Raw genomic sequence first — 18,152 nt, forward strand, 5'->3', positions numbered from 1 at the left:
TCTCTTTTCTGCGTTAGGAAGCTCTCAGCACCCTTCCATCTCTGGAAACCGTAAAAAGAAACTGTTGTCCTTATCAAAGCTTACATATATCCATTAAAAAACACGCAATCATCCCTAACTAAGGGACGAGTGCGTGTTATACCCGTGGTTCCACCCAATTTTTCATCCGTACTTGGATGACTCATTGAAGCCGTAACGTAGCCATACGATACTGGTTTTTCAATTCCCCAGTATAGCTCAAAGGTGGTAAATGACTCTCCTGCGTTGGGAAGTTCTCAGCAATTCTCCCCTCTCTGGAAACCGTTTAGAGTCATTCATGTCCTTTTCATTGCTTTCGTCTTTAAATATTATGAAATATCATATACCAGAATATTCTGGAAGTCAATAAGGGTTCATGAATTATTTTGAAAGGTCCACAATGGTGCGTCCGCGAACCTTACTTTGTAAAATATCCTGCAAGGTTTGAGGAAGTTCTTCTAACGATACTTCTTGTTCGATGGAATTTAATACTTCAGGTTTTAAATCATTAGCTATACGATCCCACACTTCGCGACGAGTATTCATTGGACAATATACCGAATCAATCCCCAATAAATCGACTCCTCGTAAAATAAAAGGCATAACCGTAGTTGGCACTTCAACACCAGCTGTTAAGCCACTAACAGCAACAGATCCGCCATATTTTAGTGACCCTAAAACAGATGCTAGAGGCTTGCCACCTACAGGATCTACAGCTGCAGACCATCTTTGAGATTGAAGAGGTCTCATTTTTTCTGGAGTTACATCCTCACGACTAAGAACTTCTTGCGCTCCAATTGACTGTAAATATTCACTCTCAGAATCTTTTCCTGTAGCTGCAACAACCTGATATCCTCGCTTAGCAAGCATGGCCACAGCCATACTACCTACACCACCTGTTGCCCCTTGAACAAGCACAGGACCATCTTCAGGTGCTAATCCGTTTTGCTCCAAACGATGAACAGATAGAGCAGCAGTAAATCCTGCTGTTCCAAAAACCATAGCCTCTTTTAATGTCAGCCCATCTGGAAGAGGAACAATCCAGTCAGCTTTTACTCGAGCATATTCACTAAAACCACCATCATGTGCAACACCTAGTTCATAACTTGTTACAATTACTTCATCGCCTTCTTGAAAACGACCGTCATTGGAATCAACCACTGTTCCTGATAAATCAATACCAGGAACAATTGGATAGTCTTGTACAACTTTTGATTTTGGTATAGTAGCTAATCCATCCTTATAATTCACACTTGAATAAGCTACCTTTATCGTTACATCTCCTTGAGGTAAATCCTCTAAGTTACGTTCTATCAGTTTCGTTTTCACTTGATCTTCTTCTTTAATTGCTTGTAATGCACGAAATGTCAAAATGCATTCTCCCTTCGTGAATCTTTCCATATTCACGTTAAAGGTATAGGATTCATCCACTTAAATGCAATGAATTTGTTCGGAGTGTCTCCTTAACAATGAAAACTAAGGTAATAATACTAGTATAAGCTAGTTTTTTCCCATTAGCCCCTAAAAAATAAAAAGGGCAACCCTAACTAAGTGGGTTGCAGCTACCTCAAAATATGTGTCAAAACCATCATCGTAATGAATCCAATAATAAAAGAAAATGTCGATACTCTTTCATTGCCATCACCATGACTTTCAGGTATCAACTCTTTATACACAATAAACAACATTGCTCCAGCCGAAAAAGCAAGGCCATACGGAACGACTCCACTGAAGGCATCACCAAAATACACACCAATGATTCCTGATATAAACTCTACAACTCCTGTGAGTGTTGCATAAAAGAGAGTCTTCCATCGATTTACCTGTTGAAGAATTAAAAATAAGGCAACCAAAAAGCCTTCAGGAACATTTTGTAATCCTATAGCAAATGATACGATAGGTCCTAAGTCTTTATACTCGCTAGCGAAACTCATTCCTACTGAAAGCCCTTCAGGAAGGTTATGCAATGACATCGCAATGATAAAAAGAAATATACTAGCCTGTTTGTGATCTTGATTTGTATGTTCAAGATCTTGGTGGGGAACAAAGACCTCAAGAAGCATGAGGGTGAACGTCCCAATTAATATGCCTATAACCAATACTGGCAAATTGGAGAGTTTTAAGGCAGATGGGATTAGCCCATAAGTTGAAGCTGCTACCATGATACCAGCAGTAAATGCTAACAGAATATCTTTTCCTCTATGAGATAAATCCTTGATTAGTAAAACAGGCAGTGCTCCAAGGCTTGTACATAAAGACGTAATAAAAATAAAGCCAATATATGTATAATCCATATAGTCCTCCTCTATGTATAACTACTTATACATATGAGGACAAACCTTAGAGCATTCATTTTCTTCCTTCATAACAGCTCCTCAACATCGAATTAATGTCCAGATCCACCTTTTTCATCAAAGCTACCGATAAATGTGACCACAGGTGGATGAGCATCTGAATATTCATATTCAATATCGTAGTGATCTCCCTCATGAATAAGATTCCATGTATTATGGTCCTCAATTTTCAATGCTCTACCTTCGGCAAAAATGTAATAATTCGTTTTATGATTAATCTCTTTTTTATATTTTTCTGTTACCTCGCCATCTTTAATTTTTTCATGGTGAACAATTTTCGTTTGAAGATAAAAGCTCACCATAACAATAATGACAATGGATAAGATCGTCCATAAAGCTTTTTTCACGATACATTCCTCCGTGTTGTTGATAGTAATTCAAGTTTTAGTCTATTGGAATCACGAATTAAAATCAACATGAAAAGGGTCAGCTCACCTTATTGAGCTGACCTTTTTTTCTTAAAGCAACAAATAGGCTATTGGAATTACAATCACTAGTGTTAATATTGTTCGTTCAATCCATATCACTAGCAATTTCGGTATTGAAATCGGTATATCTGTTGATAGAATACAAGGAATTAACGCAGAGAAAAATAAAATTGCTGAAACCGATAGGACTCCGACAATAAACTTCGATACCATAGCCGCTTCAGTAACAAGAAGAGCTGGTAGAAACATTTCTGCAATTTCAAGGGCTGATGCTTTTGCTACCAACATTGCATCCGGTACTTGAAATAAGGCTGTAATAGGGTAAAAGATCAAACCTAGTATATCGAAAATAGGTGTGAATTCAGCAAGAACAAGCCCTAATAAACCGACAGACATAATAGAAGGTAAAATTGCCATTGTCATGATAAATCCATCTCGAAAATTATCTTTTACATTCTTAGCTAAACTTGGAGAATGGTCTGCTGCTATCATAGCTTCATTCCATGCAGCTTTAAATCGATTTATTGTAGGCTTTTCTTCTGGTTTCCCTTCTTCAGTATAGTACTCCTCACTTAAAGAGCGAATCGGCCATATACGGACCGTTATAGCTGTAACTAAAAATGTTACGCCTAATGTGACCCAGAAGTACGTATTCCAAATCTCCATTAGTCCTAGCGTTTTAGCCACAACAATCATAAAAGTTGCCGAAACGGTTGAAAATCCTGTGGCAATAATCGTTGCTTCTTTTAACGTGTACTTTCCTTCTTTATAGACACGATTTGTTATTAACAATCCAATTGAATAACTACCCACAAATGAGGCAACGGCATCAATTGCTGATCTTCCTGGTGTCTTCCAAATAGGTCGCATAACTGGCTGCAAAATGACTCCAATAAACTCTAATAAACCGTAACCTACAATTAAAGCTAAGAATACCGCTCCAATTGGTACTAATATCCCTACAGGAATAACGAGCTTTTCAAATAAAAATGGTCCCATATTGGACGCCATTAACCAAGCTGGTCCAACATTAAATAAAATGAGTGTGGCTACAAAGAAACCTAAAATCTTAAATATCGAAAGGACTACCTCAACATTACTCTTATTCCAGGCTTTCGTAATGAATGGGTAGAGAGCCCCTAAAAGAATCACAAAAAGTGCATAATATGGAACAACTTCAGGTAATGTATTCTGGATTGCAGTTACGATATGGTCTAGGGGAATAGTAGTACTGCCTCGTAGTGTTATAGGAATAAAAAACATAAAAATACCTATTAAACTAAACACAAAAAACTTCAACATGTTTTTAGGTGACGCCATTCTTATATCTGTTTGGGTGTTTGTATCTAAATTTGAATCACCCATGTACACTCCCTCCTTTTTTTTATCAAAATATTCCGAAATTTACTCACAAAAAAATTCTGTACTATTCCTCCCTCCTGTCCTACTAAAATACTGTTCAAAAACCAGAAACATGACCTCTTTTACAAAAACTTTTCTATACATTTACTACCATTTCCTTCTCGAGATCAAAATCCTTTTACATCTGACTAATAGACTCTCCTAAGAAGGAATTTCATTACTATAATAGAATGTAAGAGAACAAGAGATGTTTCACGAAATTGATATAGAGGAAATACAAAAGAGAGGAAGTTAAAAAATGAACATGAATTATGACAATACATTGCTAAAAGCACTTGGTATGGAGGAAGTATCCTTAGATAAGGACCGCGTTGTACTATCAATGCCTGTTGATGAGAGGACTCACCAACCATTGGGTTACTTGCATGGTGGAGCTAGTGTTGCTTTGGCTGAGACTGCTGCTAGTATCGGATCTATTTTAAATGTAGATATGGAACAATATAAGGTGTTTGGGCTTGAAATTAATGCAAATCATCTTAAAAGCAAGCAAAGTGGTACAGTTTATGGGATTGCAACACCTGTTCACATTGGCAAAAGCACGATGGTCTGGGAAATACGCATTGAGGATGAGGAAAAAGAACTCATCTGCCTATCTCGATGCACAGTAGGCGTGGTTCCAAAAGGATAGAATACTCCATAAACGAAAGGAGTATATATATGTTAACAGATGCCCAAATTAATGAACTTAAGAATCAATTAGAAGAGATGAAAGATGAAGCGTATAAAGAGTTAAATAATCATGATGGTTATCGCAATACGGAGGGATATCCGAACAATTCTGTTGGAGAACTTTCCAGTGTCGATAACCACCCAGGTGATCTAGGAACAGAAAAATTCGAACGTGAAAAAGATTACACATTAAATGAGCATGCCAAAGAGCAAATTCAAGAAATTGAAGCTGCATTGGGACGTATAGAAAAAGGAACATATGGGTATTCTGAAAAATCAGGTAAGCCTATTCCTTATGAACGTTTACAAGCTATGCCTACCGCTCGTTATTTAGTGGAGGAAGAGAAAGAATAGGCTCAGAGGAGTCGATATATGAGTAGATGGTTAAAAGGGATTATTCTCTTTATAGTATTGTATGGATTATTTAGTTTATCTGGATTCTTGTTTCCGATCGATCCAAGTTGGTATAATTCGTTACAAAAACCTTCATGGACACCGCCAGGCGCTGTAATCGGCATTGTGTGGGGAATCCTTTATGCTTTCATTGCTGGTGCTTTTACTCTTTCATGGTACAAGCACGGATTTGAAGGGATGTCTCAAGCTTTTTATATTGTATTTGCTATTAATTATGTCACAAATCAATTGTTTAGCTTTTTTCAATTCACCTTAAAGGATTTACTTCTAGCCACAATTGATACAGCAATCGTAGCTATAACTGCAGGCGTTTTGGTAATTATGTATCGGAAATATAGTCGAGTTAGCAGTATAATGATGATTCCATACTTTCTATGGACCTTATTTGCCATATATTTAGCATTTACCATCTATCAGATGAACCCAACTGAAACACTATTGAAATAACAAAACCTCCAGCGTTATTGTGCTGGAGGTTTCTTTATATGATCTTATGTTGTAGATAATCGTTTGTGGTCAAACCACGGTTTTAATTTTAGGAATACCGGTACAAATAACGCACTGATAAAGATTCCTTTAATCACGTTAAATGGTAATATCCCCGCTACTACTATCTTGAGAGTTTCTGATCCAAAATCTATTCCCATAAACATCGAATAGAGTGGGAGAAAAACAAAATAGTTTAATATACTTAAAGCAATAGCCATAATAATGGTTCCTGTTGCTAGCCCAGATACAATGCTCTTTACGGACTTAAACTTGTGATAAAGCAGTGATACAGGAAGAATAAATAAAACTCCTGCTACAAAATTCGCTGCAGCTCCGACTGGCTCACCACCAGCTAAAACTAAATGAAGGATATTCTTCAATAGTTCTACAGCAATACCCGCTAACGGTGAAAACAGTAAGGCTGCCAGTAATGCAGGAACCTCACTAAAATCAACCTTCAAAAATCCTGGTAGCATTGGCAACGGAAAGTTTAGTAGCATAAGAACCGTTGAAATACTCCCAAATAATGCGATAACAATCAGCTTTAAAAGCTGTGATGACGGACCTGTTCTTGGTTTCATCATCGATCTCCTCCTTCATCTTCTTTTCCGATTCACATCTCGATGAAGGTGAGCGATCTCTCTAGTTGTTGATCCCATCAAAAAACCCCGAAGTTCAAGAACACTTCAGGGTAAAAAAGACCATAGAGAACTAAAGGTGCAATATACACCTTTTAAAATCGCTCTACATCTTCTCCCATCCAGACTGTAACTGTCGGTCCCGGAGTTTCACCAGGTCCACCGATCGGCATGGAGTTAAAACTCTCGTAGCGCCTCCCGGGTCACGGACTAAGAACACCAAGTGGGTTCATCACCGTCGGTCGGGAATTTCACCCTGCCCCGAAGATGGAATCGTATTGAATTTACACTTTTTAGTTTATAGGATCCTGTCTATTTCAGCAACTAAATTAGCTTAATTCATACTATATAGGAATCGTATGAACCTATCATCATTTTCATATAGCATTTAATCTTCTAATGGATTTAAACTCTCATTACCTGTCATACTTGCAATCATCTCAACTAACAGTTCAATCTCTTCATCCATATCTTGAATGCTCACGGTCTCAACTGGAGAGTGCATATACCTTAAAGGTAAAGAAACTAATCCAATAGGAACGCCGCGTCCAGTTAAGCGCATTTTGTCTGCGTCTGTCCCTGTCATCCGCGGCGTCAATTCATATTGTACGTCCATGTCCAGAGATTGTGCAGTTTTTTCAAGCATTCGGTTGATTTTAATGTTAATAGGAGCACCTTTTGCTAGTACAGGACCTTTTTCCAGTCGGACATCACCGTGTTTTTGTTTATTCACATGTGGATAATCCGTTGCGAACGTAACATCACATGCTATTGCCATCGTTGGTTCCAGACCAGCTGCCGCAAAATATGCACCACCCATGTTGGTCTCTTCATTTACAGTGCTTGCTGCATATACGCCAACATTAAGATCTTTTTCAGAAAGTTTGCGTAGTACTTCAGCTACAATAAAGGCTCCTGTACGATTATCAAGACCACGGCCAGATATATAACGATCCATTAAAAACTCTGGCTCAAGCTTGTACACAGCCAGGTCCCCTACTTGTACATACTTCTCAACTTCCTCACGAGACTGAGCACCGCAATCAATGAACAAATCATCTAAGCCAAAGTCACCTTTCAATCCTCCATGATGTTGTGCGTTTACCCCAATCACACCTGTCAGCGTGCCCCCCTGACCTAAAATCGTAACCTTCATTCCTACAGCTGCTTTAGGATTTACGCCTCCCATTTTGTCCGCACAAATAAAGCCATGATCATCTACACGTGTAACAACTAGCGCAATTTCGTCACAATGACCAGCCAACAAAATTTTAAAATCAGCATCAGGATTCAAGACACCAATCGCATTTCCTGCATTGTCAGTACGTATTTCATCTGCATAAGGTTTAACATATTGTATCCATTTCTTTTGAATCTTCATTTCCATACTTGAAGGAGATGGTGTTTTGAGTAAATCAACTAAAAAGTCCTGTTGTTTTTGTTCCATTATGTAACCCCCACTATGTCTATTTCTTTTATCTTATCAATTCTTATGAGTCTTCACCAATCTTGGGCGTGTGAATGATACACGAATGTCACGGTATGAATACGATGTAGGGAAATCAAATAGAAGAGGTGAAATGATGTTTCGCCCCCAACAACAAGGCTTAAATGAAGACTTAGCATGGGAATATACAGCAGCCACTCAATACTTACAACACGCTGCCATGCTAAATGGATCTGAGTATTATGTCATGATTGATGAATTAAAAGAGCACGCGCACGATGAATTTTCGCATGCAGAAATTTTAAATGACCTAATTCAATATCTAGGTGGAGTACCAACCGTTGAAGCTGCTCCTGTTATGACTTCTATGAACAATAGAGAAATGTTAATGCAAGATTTGCAAGGGGAATATGATGCGATTAATCGTTATCTACAACGCATCCAACAATTAGAGTCAATGGGACTCTATGACTCATCAGAAAGAATTCGTAATATCATTGTAGATGAGCAAGAACATGCAAACGATTTAGAGAATGTTCTCGGTATAAATCAAAACACAGTGCCAAAATCTCCGTATTACTATTAATAAAAAAATGCTTATGAGATTTATCTTAGTTTATACTTTCTTAGCGTGAAAAAGCAGCTTCTCCATTCTCCTGGAGAAGCTGCTTTTTTATGATGCTATTGATTGAGAAGAACTTGTATGTTGTTTTTGAAACTTTTGAGGCAAAATGTTCATAAACAGATTCAGTAAGATCGCTGTAATACTCCCCGCTACAATTCCATTATCCGTTAAGATTTGCACCTGCTTTGGTAGCTGTGCAAATAAGTCAGGTGCTACTGTGACACCTAATCCCATTCCAACTGAGCAAGCAATAATTAATAGATTCTCTTGTTCTTTTAAATCAACATTCCCAAGCATCTTAATTCCGTAAGCTACGACCATACCGAACATTGGCACCATAGCACCACCTAGAACAGGTGCTGGAATCAGTGTTGTGATCGCACCAATTTTCGGTACTAAGCCAATTGTAATTAACATAGCTCCCGCCAAAAAGATCACATTACGAGATCGAACACCAGATAACTGCACAAGTCCTACATTTTGAGAATAAGTCGTGTAAGGGAACGCATTCATAAACCCACCAAAGAAAATCGCTAGACCTTCTGCTCTGTACCCGTTTGTAAGTTCTTTTTGACTAAGGTCACGATCACAAATATCACTTAAAGCAAAATAAACGCCAGTAGATTCTACGATACTCACCATCGCCACTAAAATCATGGTAATAACCGGAGCCACTTCAAAGGTCGGTGTTCCAAAATAGAATGGTTGCGGCATATGAAACCAATCAGAATTAGTTAAAGGAGAAAAGTCTACTTTTCCCATAAATGCTGCCACAACTGTACCTACCACAAGACCAATTAAAATGGATACAGCACGAATAAATCCTTTAAAAGCCTTTTGTAAAAATACAATAAGGATGAGTACACCAAAAGCTAATAGTAGATTGGAAGCCGCTCCATAATTCTCACTACCAGCTCCCCCTGCCATATTATCCATAGCTACTGGAATCAGGGTAATACCGATAATCGTTACCACAGATCCTGTTACAACGGGCGGAAAGAATCTGACGAGCCTACCAAAAATCGGAGCTCCTATCAAAACAAATAAACCAGCTGCAATAATCGCGCCATATACAGCTGATATCCCAAAGTCACTTCCGATGGAGATCATTGGAGCTACAGCTGTGAATGTACACCCTAAAACGACAGGCAAACCTATTCCAAAGAAACGATTACTCATAACTTGTAAAATCGTGGCGATTCCACACATCAATAAATCAATCGAGACTAAATACGTTAGCTCTTGATCAGATAATCCAAGTTGTCCTCCTACGATTAATGGAACAACTACAGCTCCTGCATACATTGCTAAAACATGTTGAAACCCGATCGATCCCATCTTCATCATGTTTTTCATACAAGGACCTCCTCTTCAACAAACGTAATCTTCCCTTTTTCCATTGAAGAAATCTGTGCTAACGATTCAACCCTTACATCATTTTCACGAAGTTTGTTACCACCATTTTGAAAAGCTTTTTCAATGACGATGCCGATCCCTACTAGTTGAGCATTAGCTTTAGCCACCATTTGCATCAAACCTAGAGCTGCCTGGCCATTTGCTAAGAAGTCATCGATCACTAATACACGATCATTTTCATCAATAAAGTCAGATGAAATACTGATTTCTTTTCTTTCTTCTTTTGTAAAAGAATATACCGATGATGTAATTAAACCATCTTGTAATGTAAGTGATTTACTTTTACGTGCAAATACAACTTGTACGCCTAATTCAAGACCCGTCATAACTGCAGGTGTAATCCCTGAAGATTCAAGCGTAATAATTTTCGTTATGTTCTCACCCTTAAAGCGACGAGCAAACTCTTGACCTATTTCTTGCATAAAAGCAGGATCAATTTGATGATTTAAAAAGGAATCAACTTTTAGGACATCATCACTTAGTGCTCTTCCTTCTTTTCGAATTTTTTCTTGTAAAGCTTTCATATAAACCCTTCCTCTCTATAATAACGCGGCCGAACTCAGAAAAAGGGTATGATGGAGAGTTTCAAGTGAAAGAAAATAAAAAACCTCCATAAATAGCACGAGTATCGCACTATTCATGGAGGTTATCTTAAACAATATTAATTAAGAAACTTGTCCCAATTACAATTGAGACCATCATGAAATCTTGCAATACCCATAGTCGGATCATTTACGGTAATCCGGTAGAAACTTGCGAGCCATATCCTCGCGATTATATGAGTACGTCCGCATCTTTTAATGTATCCCAATTATAGCAAGTGATGGACAAAATTCAAGACCTTCATTTAAATTACGATATGTATAGATTCATGCTAATGGATTTGTTCAGGTAAATGGCATTTATGTGGAATAACTGTTTTAGTGAGAGAGGCGGTTCCGATGCTATTGTGGAGTGCGGTGGGCTTGGGAACGGGTTGCTTTCCCCGGACGAACGATCGAGCCTCCTCATACGCTACGCTTCTTGCGGGGTCTCGCTCGCCCGTTTTTCCGGAGGAGTCAACCCGTTCCCAAGCCCACCTTAGCTGAATGGTGATTAACGGAACCGTAGCGATATTGAGACGAGGCTCTCGGACATTCATTCCGTTATTTACTTCAAATCACCTTGAAAAAGCCCATTTTGTCACAAATAAGGTACTATATGTCCGTGACGACTCTCGAAATGCCTTAAAAGATCAAAATAAAGGAACAGATGTCCGTAAGGTATAGAGCTCACACAACTAGGGTCCGTTATTCTCCTTAAACGCAAAGGGGGGAAGGATACGTCGAACTCCAGTGGTAGAAAGGGCGGCCGAGATCCCGCAAGGAACGCAGCGGATGAGGAAGCTCGGACGGTCTTCCACAGGAGTATCGATGTTTCACTGACCCCCTTACTCTCTTACAAGCAACGGACTGCTCTCAACTTATCTCGATTCCAAGTCTTCAACAATAGGGGGCTTAAGTCCATTTAACACCTCAATACTTACAATACAATTCAATAAAGTTCAGAAATAATATACTTAACATGCTCTACGATGTTTTGATAGGGCTATTTAGGGAATTCTAAAAATACCATACATAGCAACCAAGATACTTAATCAAAGTAGCAAATAATTACAGGAGGAGTTCAACAATGAGAGTATGTAATGTTAACATTTACGTAAGTGATTTAGACTTTGCGATTGAATGGTACGATGAAGTGCTCGGTCTCAAGGTTGCAAGTAAAAAGAATTATCCAACTTCAGTTTTTTTACAACAAGACAGTGATACACGTTTAGTACTCCATAAAGCTGAAAAAGACACCGAAATTGATATTTGGAAACAATCTGCTACCATTCTTACATTTGAAGAGCAAAATTTGCGAGAAAAAATGAAGAAACTAAAAGAACGTGGAGTTATTATGATGAACGATGAGCCACAGTGGTTCCCAGATGGTGAACGTATTGCATTCAAAGATCCGTTTGGAAATGTCCACGAGTTAGCAGAAATGCGATCTGAAAATAAAAAATAAAACACATTCTATAATAAAAATCCTACTCTTATCAGGGTAGGATTTTCTATATGATCTTTGTCTAGGTTTCCTTATATTTGATGGGAGTTTGGTCCATACTGGTAATAAAACTTCGGAGGAGAAAACATGAGTCTCAATCAATTAATACAATGGTACTTCAGAACTCCCATTGTTTTACGATTACTTTCAACCGTAGCATTTTGTATGATCTTTTTTGGTGCCATTGTGCATTGGATTGAACCTGATGTCTTTCCAACCATATTTGATGGGGTCTGGTGGGCAGTCATAACAGGATCAACAGTTGGATATGGAGACTTTGTGCCACTCACCATTTGGGGGAAAGTGATTGGAATTTTTCTTATCCTTGCTGGTGGTGGAGTTGTTACTTTTTATATGGCAACAGTTTCAGCTTCTACTGTAAAATACGAGCAAGACCTTTCAAAAGGGAAATTAGAATATAAAGGTAAAGACCATGTTATCATAATTGGATGGAATGAACGCACAAAGCAATTAAATAAGATGATTGAATCTTATGCTAAAAACGAACATGTAGTTTTAATCGATAGTACTTTAAAAGAGATAGAATATAAAGATCATGACTTTCATTATGTCAGAGGAGATGCCACTGAGGATGAAACACTGAATAAAGCTCATATAAAAGATGCAAGGTGTGTCATAATTACTTCAGACCCCTCTAAAAAAGAAAGACAGGCTGACCAAACAAGTATATTAGCAACTGTTGCAGCGAAAGGATTAAATCCGGATGCATTCATTATTTGTGAAATATTAACAAAAGAACAAATCCCGAATGCCAAACGTGCCGGTGCAAATACTGTTGTACGTTCTAATGACTTCATGAGCACGTTATTTTTTCATGAGCTATATCGAAAAGCTCATGTTAAACCCTTCGATACATTAGTAAAACAATTATCAAATCAGCAATACAAACAAATTACAGTACCAGAAAAACTTGTAGGGAAAACCTTTCAAAATTGTTCATTTGAATTTATGAAACAAGAGGAATTGCTATTGGGAATGGAACAAGACGGAGAGTTACAAATCAACCCTCCGGCTCAAACCATACTAAAAGAGGACGCACATTTAATTTTGTTAACAGCTTTACGAAAGTAATGTTCGTTCCAACTCTTGAACAAGTTCTTTTCCAACTTCTACATATTCTTCTGGAAACTCTGCGTCTGGATCTTCAGGTTCTGAGAATTGGTCAAAAGAAGCTCTGAAGTTACTCTCGTGTACATTGTCATCTAGCCCACGTTGGTATTTATGGGATAATAAAAATGGTTCCCCCATCTCTACTGTTACTTGCGGAGCATCTAATTGTCCATTTACCGCTTTAAATGGAACTCGTAGAAATTGATAACCTACGTCATCAGCGATCTCATAATCAAAAGATCCATGGTCGTAATCCCAATTGCCACCAATCACATATCCAAGTGGCTTTAACTTCTGTTCCAAATCATATAAAGAAAAGATTTGCGATTCAACTTTTGACGGGATCGGAATCATGCTATCCCTCCTCACTCTTTTAGGTTTAGCATGTCCTGAAATATGAATTTTACTAAATAAAAAAAGCTCTCGAAATCGAGAGCTTTTTATGCTTCTTCTACTTTTTTCATACTGCTTTTCCCTGCATCCAGTAGCAAAATGAATGCTGTTATAATGTGAAGGATAAAGCCCACAAACGGGATCCATCCAAGCAATGATGTAATAATCCCCATTATGCTTCCTGTCTTCTTCGTACCTTCTCGAGAAGCTATAAAGAGGGTGAAAATGTGTAAGCCAAGCATTAAAAGTAATGGAACATAAGTAAATCCCATGATGATCGTTGCCCCCACTATTGGAAACCCTAACACAGCTTCTGCCCCACCTGAAATCCATTTTAAAAGAGTTGATAATTTCATATATACCATCCTTTATTTCTTCATTTTCGCCTTAATATATGTACGATTGAAACATGTATTTGGTTCCTTTATTTTTATCCGTTTCATGATCTAAAGCGCAAGCGCTCGGTTAGCAACGTATATGCTGGACTGAACCACAGTAAGATAAACAAAACTTGCTGATTGGCAAGCCAATAGGCGCAGACAGAAGCATAGTTGCCGTGGTACTTTCACCTAGAAATTTTAACTACGTCGAGTTCCTTCATTGTTAAAATTTCATTTAACAAACGTGTAAAGGAAACACGAAGAGCAAAGCGATTCGATGTTGAACTTATCTTACGGAGGTGAAGGAAGCATACTAGTTGCTGGGCGCTGGAGCTGGATGTGGCCACGCTCTTATTAAAGAATAATCCACTAGCCATCTATTTTACAATTTCCTAGAGAACAAAAAATTAAACAAGCTCACGGCCCCCTTAATGAAAGAGGGACCGTGAGCTTTGTTATAAGAAATTATAAGCGTTTTTCAAGCTCTTCTTTTTGTTCTTCGAAACCGGGTTTACCAAGTAATGCGAACATATTTTTCTTATAAGCTTCAACACCTGGCTGATCAAATGGATTTACTCCAAGCAGGTATCCGCTGATCGCACAAGCTTTCTCAAAGAAGTACACCATATAACCGAAAGTATAGGCATCAAGCTTTGGTACATGTAAAACAAGGTTTGGAACTTGTCCGTCCGTGTGAGCGATCATTGTACCCTGGTAAGCTTTTTCATTAACAAAGTCAACTGTCTTGCCAGCTAGATAATTTAAGCCATCAAGATTCTGCTCGTCTTCTTTGATCTCAACGTCACTCTTTGGCTCTTCAACATGAAGGACCGTTTCAAATAAGTCACGACGTCCATCCTGAACATATTGTCCAAGAGAATGGAGGTCTGTAGAGAAGTTGGCAGAAGCAGGGAAAATTCCTTTTTGATCTTTTCCTTCGCTTTCACCAAAGAGCTGCTTCCACCATTCAGAGAAATACTGAAGAGCTGGCTCATAATTGATTAACATCTCAATGGTTTTTCCTTTGTTATAGAATATGTTACGAACAGCAGCATATTGATACGCTGGGTTCTTGTCCAAGTCTGATTCACTTAGTTCATGTTGAGCGTCTTGTGCACCTTGCATCATCGCTTCAATATCAATACCACTTGCTGCGATTGGTAAAAGGCCTACTGCTGTCAATACAGAGAAGCGCCCACCAACATCATCTGGGATGACGAAGCTTTCATAACCTTCTTCTGTTGCAAGTGTTTTAAGAGCACCTTTTTGCTTATCTGTTGTCGCATAAATACGCTTACGAGCTTCTTCTTTTCCGTATTTGTTTTCTAAGAATTCACGGAATACACGGAATGCAATCGCAGGCTCTGTTGTCGTTCCGCTTTTAGAAATAACATTAACAGATACATCTTTACCTTCTAATGCATCAAAAAGATCATTGATATAAGGAGCGCTAATACTATTACCTACGAAAAATACTTGTGGTGTTTTTCTCTGGTCTTGGGATAGTTCATTATAAAAGGAATGGTTTAACATTTCTAGGGCTGCGCGAGCTCCTAGATAAGATCCACCAATACCGACAACTAGTAAAACATCAGAGTCATTTTTGATTTTTTCTGCAGCTTTTTGAATGCGTTCAAATTCTTCTTTATCGTACTGCTCAGGTAGGTCAAGCCAACCTAAGAAATCGTTCCCAGCCCCAGTTTTCTGATGAAGCGCTTCGTGAGATAGGGCTACTGTATCTTTAATATTTTTAAGCTCATGTTCGCCGAAAAAGGATAATGCTTTATCATAATCAAATCGAATATGGGTCATATGTAAATCCCTCCAAAGAAAATCTTTCTGTAAACACTTTATCGAAACGGGTAACCCAAATCAAGTCCAAGCCAAAATGTAAACGAATACAGAAAGGATTTTTATATTTTTGTAATATTTTTTACGATAGGAAACATTATTACAGAAAACTTGGATTCAAGATAAGGGGGGACAGTACAGAGGGCTACCCGGCGGAAAGATGTGCTCACCCTCTCTCTATTTGGCAACGGAACCACTCCACACCTTATTACTGCCAGATTGCTGAATAATAAAAAACAGGCTGAGAACCCCCAGCCTGTTTGTTCTACTCTTATAAAGACATTTTTAAGATCGCTTCAACATCATCGTGTTCAAGTTTTCTAAAGTTGCCAAATGGTCCACGTTTCATAGCACGGTCAATCATAAGGTCCAATTGGCTATCATCAACATCATAATCGGCTAAACGTTCTGGTGCACCAAGGCTTGTCCAAAAAGCACGAAGTTTATCAATACCTTCTAATGCAATTTCTCGGTCACTTTTACCTTCTTCTTCTACATCAAACACACGTACTGCTAACTGTTTGAAGCGCTCAGTATTATGATCTACATTATGCTTCATCCAGCTTGGGAATAAAATCGCTAAACCACCTGCGTGAGGTATGTCATATACGGCAGAAACTGCGTGCTCAATATTGTGAGTAGCCCAGTCTCCGCGGTAACCCATTTGCAGAGAACCGTTTAATGCGATTGTACCTGCATACATGATCGTCTCACGGTGCTCATAAGATTTAAGGTCTTCCAATAATTTTGGAGCTGTCTCAATAACGGTTTTTAAGACTCCTTCAATCATGCGATCTTGTACTGGCGCATTCGTAGGTTGGTGGAAATATTGTTCGAATAAGTGACTCATCATATCCACCATACCGTAAATCGTTTGATCACGAGGCACAGTCATTGTGTTTTCCGGGTCAAGGATAGAGAATGTAGGATTTGTTAATGGTGCTGCTCCCCAACCATATTTTTCATTTGTCTCCCAATTTGTGATAACTGATCCTGCGTTCATCTCAGATCCAGTTGCCGCTAATGTTAGAACAGTTCCAAATGGTAATGCTTCTTGAGGTGTTGCTTTACGTGTTACTAAGTCCCATGCATCTCCTTCATATTTAGCACCTGCGGCGATCGTTTTTGTAGCATCAATTACAGAGCCTCCACCTACAGCTAATAAAAAGTCAATGTTATGCTCTTTGCATAGTTCTACTCCTTTATGAACTGTCGATAATCTAGGGTTTGGCTCCACGCCAGCAAGCTCTTCTACATTCAGGTTCATGCTACTTAATTTATCGACAACTTGGTCATAAAGGCCACTCTTCTTAATACTGCCGCCTCCATATACCAATAACACATTTTGAACGTGTGAAGGTATTTCTTCAGTCAATTTTTCTAGTTGTCCCTTACCAAAAATTAATTTTGTAGGATTGTGATATACAAATGGTTCCAACTTAATTCTCCTTTCGGTTTCTAACTACACCGTCTTATTATGTCCAAAATCCCTTTCTGTTTCAAAAGATATGCAATGAGGTAGAACAATTGGTAATACTTTCATCATGAAATCGGATTTTCCAAGTGTATAAAATAAGCAAAACAACTCAACCTATAACCGAATCAATTTTAAACTAAGGAGGAATAGGTACATGAGTACTCTTCAACGCATTGCTCTTTTATTAGTCATTGTTGGAGCTGTTAACTGGGGACTTATTGGCTTGTTTCAGTTTGATTTAGTAGCAGCATTATTTGGTGGCGGAGAACAGAGCGGAGCATTCGCACGCGTAATCTATACACTTGTTGGTATTAGTGGTCTAATTAACATTGGCCTTTTATTCAAACCTAGCGAAGAAATGTCTGATCACCCCGAACCTGAAGCTTAAACCCCCAGAGCTAACTATGTTTAACTTGAATAAAAAAATGTCCGATCTTTTTCAGATCGGACATTTTCATTATTTACGGTACGTGTTTTCACGCTCTTTAGACTGGTTAATCCACTCGTCTAATTTATCTTTTAGCGTATTGAAACCAGACTGGTCATCATCTTGATGTTGAACCTGTTGGTTTTGCTGAGGCTTACGCTGTTGTTGTTGTTTTGGCTGTTGCTTTGGTGCTTCTTCTGTAGCACGAATAGAAAGAGAATACTTTCCTTTCTCTTCATCGATGTTTAAGATTTTAACCTTTACTTCGTCACCGATATTTAAGTGCTCGTTAATATCCTTAACAAAGCCATGTGTAACCTCTGAAATGTGGACTAAACCTTGTACTTCTTCATCTAATGCAACAAAGGCACCATAAGGCTGGATACCTGTTACTTTTCCTTCCAATACTTGACCTGTTTCAAACTTTGCCATGCTGAACAACTCCCAATAATAATTATATATTCGTTTCTTTTCACACAATAAGT

21 protein-coding genes, 2 riboswitches and 2 other annotated features (1 of these 25 only partly in view) are annotated in these 18,152 nt (G+C 38.4%); of the genes, 8 read left to right on the plus strand and 13 right to left on the minus strand.

Annotated features, from left to right (window positions below; all coding sequences use genetic code 11):
- Positions 1-86: a binding site (T-box leader), on the minus strand; it reaches 134 nt to the left of the window's first position.
- A gap of 32 nt (positions 87-118) precedes the next feature.
- Positions 119-338: a binding site (T-box leader), on the minus strand.
- 61 nt (positions 339-399) lie between these two features.
- The 4 genes from GS400_RS15695 to GS400_RS15710 form a co-directional block, all read right to left on the minus strand.
- Positions 400-1,392, minus strand: a complete 993-nt coding sequence (locus GS400_RS15695) for an NADPH:quinone oxidoreductase family protein (protein ID WP_304608249.1) — start codon at positions 1,390-1,392, stop codon at positions 400-402.
- Between the two features lie 188 nt (positions 1,393-1,580).
- On the minus strand, positions 1,581-2,312 hold the full coding sequence (locus GS400_RS15700; RefSeq protein ID WP_160103330.1) for a ZIP family metal transporter: 732 nt from the start codon (positions 2,310-2,312) through the stop codon (positions 1,581-1,583).
- A gap of 92 nt (positions 2,313-2,404) precedes the next feature.
- Positions 2,405-2,719, minus strand: a complete 315-nt coding sequence (locus tag GS400_RS15705; protein WP_160103332.1) for a hypothetical protein — start codon at positions 2,717-2,719, stop codon at positions 2,405-2,407.
- A 111-nt stretch (positions 2,720-2,830) separates the two neighbouring features.
- Complete coding sequence (locus tag GS400_RS15710; RefSeq protein WP_160103334.1) at positions 2,831-4,165, minus strand: YjiH family protein; 1,335 nt, start codon at positions 4,163-4,165, stop codon at positions 2,831-2,833.
- A 301-nt stretch (positions 4,166-4,466) separates the two neighbouring features.
- Between GS400_RS15710 and GS400_RS15715 the strand changes: the two genes are divergently transcribed.
- The 3 genes from GS400_RS15715 to GS400_RS15725 are packed head-to-tail and all read left to right on the plus strand — an operon-like array spanning position 4,467 to position 5,752.
- Complete coding sequence (locus tag GS400_RS15715) at positions 4,467-4,850, plus strand: hotdog fold thioesterase (RefSeq protein ID WP_160104657.1); 384 nt, start codon at positions 4,467-4,469, stop codon at positions 4,848-4,850.
- Between the two features lie 29 nt (positions 4,851-4,879).
- Positions 4,880-5,245 (plus strand): TraR/DksA C4-type zinc finger protein, encoded by a 366-nt coding sequence (locus tag GS400_RS15720; RefSeq protein WP_160103336.1) that lies wholly within the window; start codon positions 4,880-4,882, stop codon positions 5,243-5,245.
- An 18-nt stretch (positions 5,246-5,263) separates the two neighbouring features.
- Positions 5,264-5,752 (plus strand): TspO/MBR family protein, encoded by a 489-nt coding sequence (locus GS400_RS15725; RefSeq protein WP_160103338.1) that lies wholly within the window; start codon positions 5,264-5,266, stop codon positions 5,750-5,752.
- Between the two features lie 44 nt (positions 5,753-5,796).
- Here the strand turns inward: GS400_RS15725 and GS400_RS15730 are convergent, their stop codons facing one another.
- On the minus strand, positions 5,797-6,378 hold the full coding sequence (locus GS400_RS15730) for an ECF transporter S component (protein ID WP_160103340.1): 582 nt from the start codon (positions 6,376-6,378) through the stop codon (positions 5,797-5,799).
- A 160-nt stretch (positions 6,379-6,538) separates the two neighbouring features.
- Positions 6,539-6,705, minus strand: a riboswitch (FMN riboswitch).
- 115 nt (positions 6,706-6,820) lie between these two features.
- The gene (locus GS400_RS15735) at positions 6,821-7,879 is read right to left on the minus strand and encodes a M20/M25/M40 family metallo-hydrolase (RefSeq protein ID WP_160103342.1); all 1,059 of its coding nucleotides are present in this window, start codon (positions 7,877-7,879) and stop codon (positions 6,821-6,823) included.
- 70 nt (positions 7,880-7,949) lie between these two features.
- On the opposite strand from GS400_RS15735, the gene GS400_RS15740 reads away from it, so the two are divergent.
- On the plus strand, positions 7,950-8,465 hold the full coding sequence (locus GS400_RS15740) for a ferritin-like domain-containing protein (protein ID WP_236560987.1): 516 nt from the start codon (positions 7,950-7,952) through the stop codon (positions 8,463-8,465).
- Positions 8,466-8,552: 87 nt separating this feature from the next.
- Here GS400_RS15740 and GS400_RS15745 read toward each other — a convergent pair whose 3' ends face one another.
- Both GS400_RS15745 and GS400_RS15750 read right to left on the minus strand, forming a co-directional pair.
- Positions 8,553-9,860, minus strand: a complete 1,308-nt coding sequence (locus GS400_RS15745) for a nucleobase:cation symporter-2 family protein (protein ID WP_160103344.1) — start codon at positions 9,858-9,860, stop codon at positions 8,553-8,555.
- Positions 9,857-10,444, minus strand: a complete 588-nt coding sequence (locus GS400_RS15750) for a xanthine phosphoribosyltransferase (protein ID WP_160103346.1) — start codon at positions 10,442-10,444, stop codon at positions 9,857-9,859. The genes GS400_RS15745 and GS400_RS15750 overlap by 4 nt, the downstream gene beginning before the upstream one ends.
- A gap of 176 nt (positions 10,445-10,620) precedes the next feature.
- Positions 10,621-10,722, minus strand: a riboswitch (purine riboswitch).
- 286 nt (positions 10,723-11,008) lie between these two features.
- Here GS400_RS15750 and GS400_RS15755 point away from each other — a divergent pair.
- The 3 genes from GS400_RS15755 to GS400_RS15765 all read left to right on the plus strand — a co-directional run bounded on the left by GS400_RS15755 (position 11,009) and on the right by GS400_RS15765 (position 13,100).
- Entirely contained in the window at positions 11,009-11,188 is a 180-nt protein-coding gene (locus tag GS400_RS15755) for a hypothetical protein (protein WP_160103348.1), read from the plus strand.
- Between the two features lie 403 nt (positions 11,189-11,591).
- Positions 11,592-11,969: a VOC family protein gene (locus GS400_RS15760; protein WP_160103350.1), complete on the plus strand. Its 378-nt coding sequence runs from the start codon at positions 11,592-11,594 to the stop codon at positions 11,967-11,969.
- A gap of 126 nt (positions 11,970-12,095) precedes the next feature.
- Positions 12,096-13,100, plus strand: a complete 1,005-nt coding sequence (locus GS400_RS15765; RefSeq protein WP_160103352.1) for a potassium channel family protein — start codon at positions 12,096-12,098, stop codon at positions 13,098-13,100.
- Here the strand turns inward: GS400_RS15765 and GS400_RS15770 are convergent.
- From GS400_RS15770 to GS400_RS15785, 4 genes are all read right to left on the minus strand, one after another.
- Positions 13,089-13,493 (minus strand): YugN-like family protein, encoded by a 405-nt coding sequence (locus GS400_RS15770; RefSeq protein ID WP_160103354.1) that lies wholly within the window; start codon positions 13,491-13,493, stop codon positions 13,089-13,091. The two genes, GS400_RS15765 and GS400_RS15770, sit on opposite strands and share 12 nt — an antisense overlap.
- Positions 13,494-13,579: 86 nt before the next feature.
- The gene (locus GS400_RS15775; RefSeq protein WP_160103356.1) at positions 13,580-13,888 is read right to left on the minus strand and encodes a hypothetical protein; all 309 of its coding nucleotides are present in this window, start codon (positions 13,886-13,888) and stop codon (positions 13,580-13,582) included.
- Between the two features lie 489 nt (positions 13,889-14,377).
- The gene (locus GS400_RS15780; protein ID WP_160103358.1) at positions 14,378-15,724 is read right to left on the minus strand and encodes a glucose-6-phosphate isomerase; all 1,347 of its coding nucleotides are present in this window, start codon (positions 15,722-15,724) and stop codon (positions 14,378-14,380) included.
- Between the two features lie 310 nt (positions 15,725-16,034).
- Positions 16,035-17,201, minus strand: a complete 1,167-nt coding sequence (locus GS400_RS15785) for an iron-containing alcohol dehydrogenase (RefSeq protein ID WP_160103360.1) — start codon at positions 17,199-17,201, stop codon at positions 16,035-16,037.
- Between the two features lie 193 nt (positions 17,202-17,394).
- Between GS400_RS15785 and GS400_RS15790 the strand changes: the two genes are divergently transcribed.
- Complete coding sequence (locus GS400_RS15790; RefSeq protein WP_027445904.1) at positions 17,395-17,628, plus strand: DUF378 domain-containing protein; 234 nt, start codon at positions 17,395-17,397, stop codon at positions 17,626-17,628.
- A 69-nt stretch (positions 17,629-17,697) separates the two neighbouring features.
- Here GS400_RS15790 and yugI read toward each other — a convergent pair whose 3' ends face one another.
- The gene (yugI, locus tag GS400_RS15795; RefSeq protein WP_160103362.1) at positions 17,698-18,099 is read right to left on the minus strand and encodes a S1 domain-containing post-transcriptional regulator GSP13; all 402 of its coding nucleotides are present in this window, start codon (positions 18,097-18,099) and stop codon (positions 17,698-17,700) included.
- Between the last annotated feature and the right edge of the window lie 53 nt (positions 18,100-18,152).

Origin of the sequence: Pontibacillus sp. HMF3514 (assembly GCF_009858175.1) — a bacterium.
Classification (GTDB): domain Bacteria; phylum Bacillota; class Bacilli; order Bacillales; family BH030062; genus Pontibacillus.

Bases quoted from the DNA above. Each gene is read 5' to 3' on its own strand.
- GS400_RS15750 (WP_160103346.1), bottom strand. From the start codon at position 10,444: ATGAAAGCTTTACAAGAAAAAATTCGAAAAGAAGGAAGAGCACTAAGT.
- GS400_RS15720 (WP_160103336.1), top strand. From the start codon at position 4,880: ATGTTAACAGATGCCCAAATTAATGAACTTAAGAATCAATTAGAAGAG.
- GS400_RS15730 (WP_160103340.1), bottom strand. From the start codon at position 6,378: ATGATGAAACCAAGAACAGGTCCGTCATCACAGCTTTTAAAGCTGATT.
- GS400_RS15700 (WP_160103330.1), bottom strand. From the start codon at position 2,312: ATGGATTATACATATATTGGCTTTATTTTTATTACGTCTTTATGTACA.
- GS400_RS15775 (WP_160103356.1), bottom strand. From the start codon at position 13,888: ATGAAATTATCAACTCTTTTAAAATGGATTTCAGGTGGGGCAGAAGCT.
- GS400_RS15715 (WP_160104657.1), top strand. From the start codon at position 4,467: ATGAATTATGACAATACATTGCTAAAAGCACTTGGTATGGAGGAAGTA.
- GS400_RS15710 (WP_160103334.1), bottom strand. From the start codon at position 4,165: ATGGGTGATTCAAATTTAGATACAAACACCCAAACAGATATAAGAATG.
- yugI (WP_160103362.1), bottom strand. From the start codon at position 18,099: ATGGCAAAGTTTGAAACAGGTCAAGTATTGGAAGGAAAAGTAACAGGT.
- GS400_RS15760 (WP_160103350.1), top strand. From the start codon at position 11,592: ATGAGAGTATGTAATGTTAACATTTACGTAAGTGATTTAGACTTTGCG.
- GS400_RS15770 (WP_160103354.1), bottom strand. From the start codon at position 13,493: ATGATTCCGATCCCGTCAAAAGTTGAATCGCAAATCTTTTCTTTATAT.
- GS400_RS15745 (WP_160103344.1), bottom strand. From the start codon at position 9,860: ATGAAAAACATGATGAAGATGGGATCGATCGGGTTTCAACATGTTTTA.
- GS400_RS15735 (WP_160103342.1), bottom strand. From the start codon at position 7,879: ATGGAACAAAAACAACAGGACTTTTTAGTTGATTTACTCAAAACACCA.
- GS400_RS15755 (WP_160103348.1), top strand. From the start codon at position 11,009: ATGGTGATTAACGGAACCGTAGCGATATTGAGACGAGGCTCTCGGACA.
- GS400_RS15725 (WP_160103338.1), top strand. From the start codon at position 5,264: ATGAGTAGATGGTTAAAAGGGATTATTCTCTTTATAGTATTGTATGGA.
- GS400_RS15790 (WP_027445904.1), top strand. From the start codon at position 17,395: ATGAGTACTCTTCAACGCATTGCTCTTTTATTAGTCATTGTTGGAGCT.
- GS400_RS15765 (WP_160103352.1), top strand. From the start codon at position 12,096: ATGAGTCTCAATCAATTAATACAATGGTACTTCAGAACTCCCATTGTT.
- GS400_RS15780 (WP_160103358.1), bottom strand. From the start codon at position 15,724: ATGACCCATATTCGATTTGATTATGATAAAGCATTATCCTTTTTCGGC.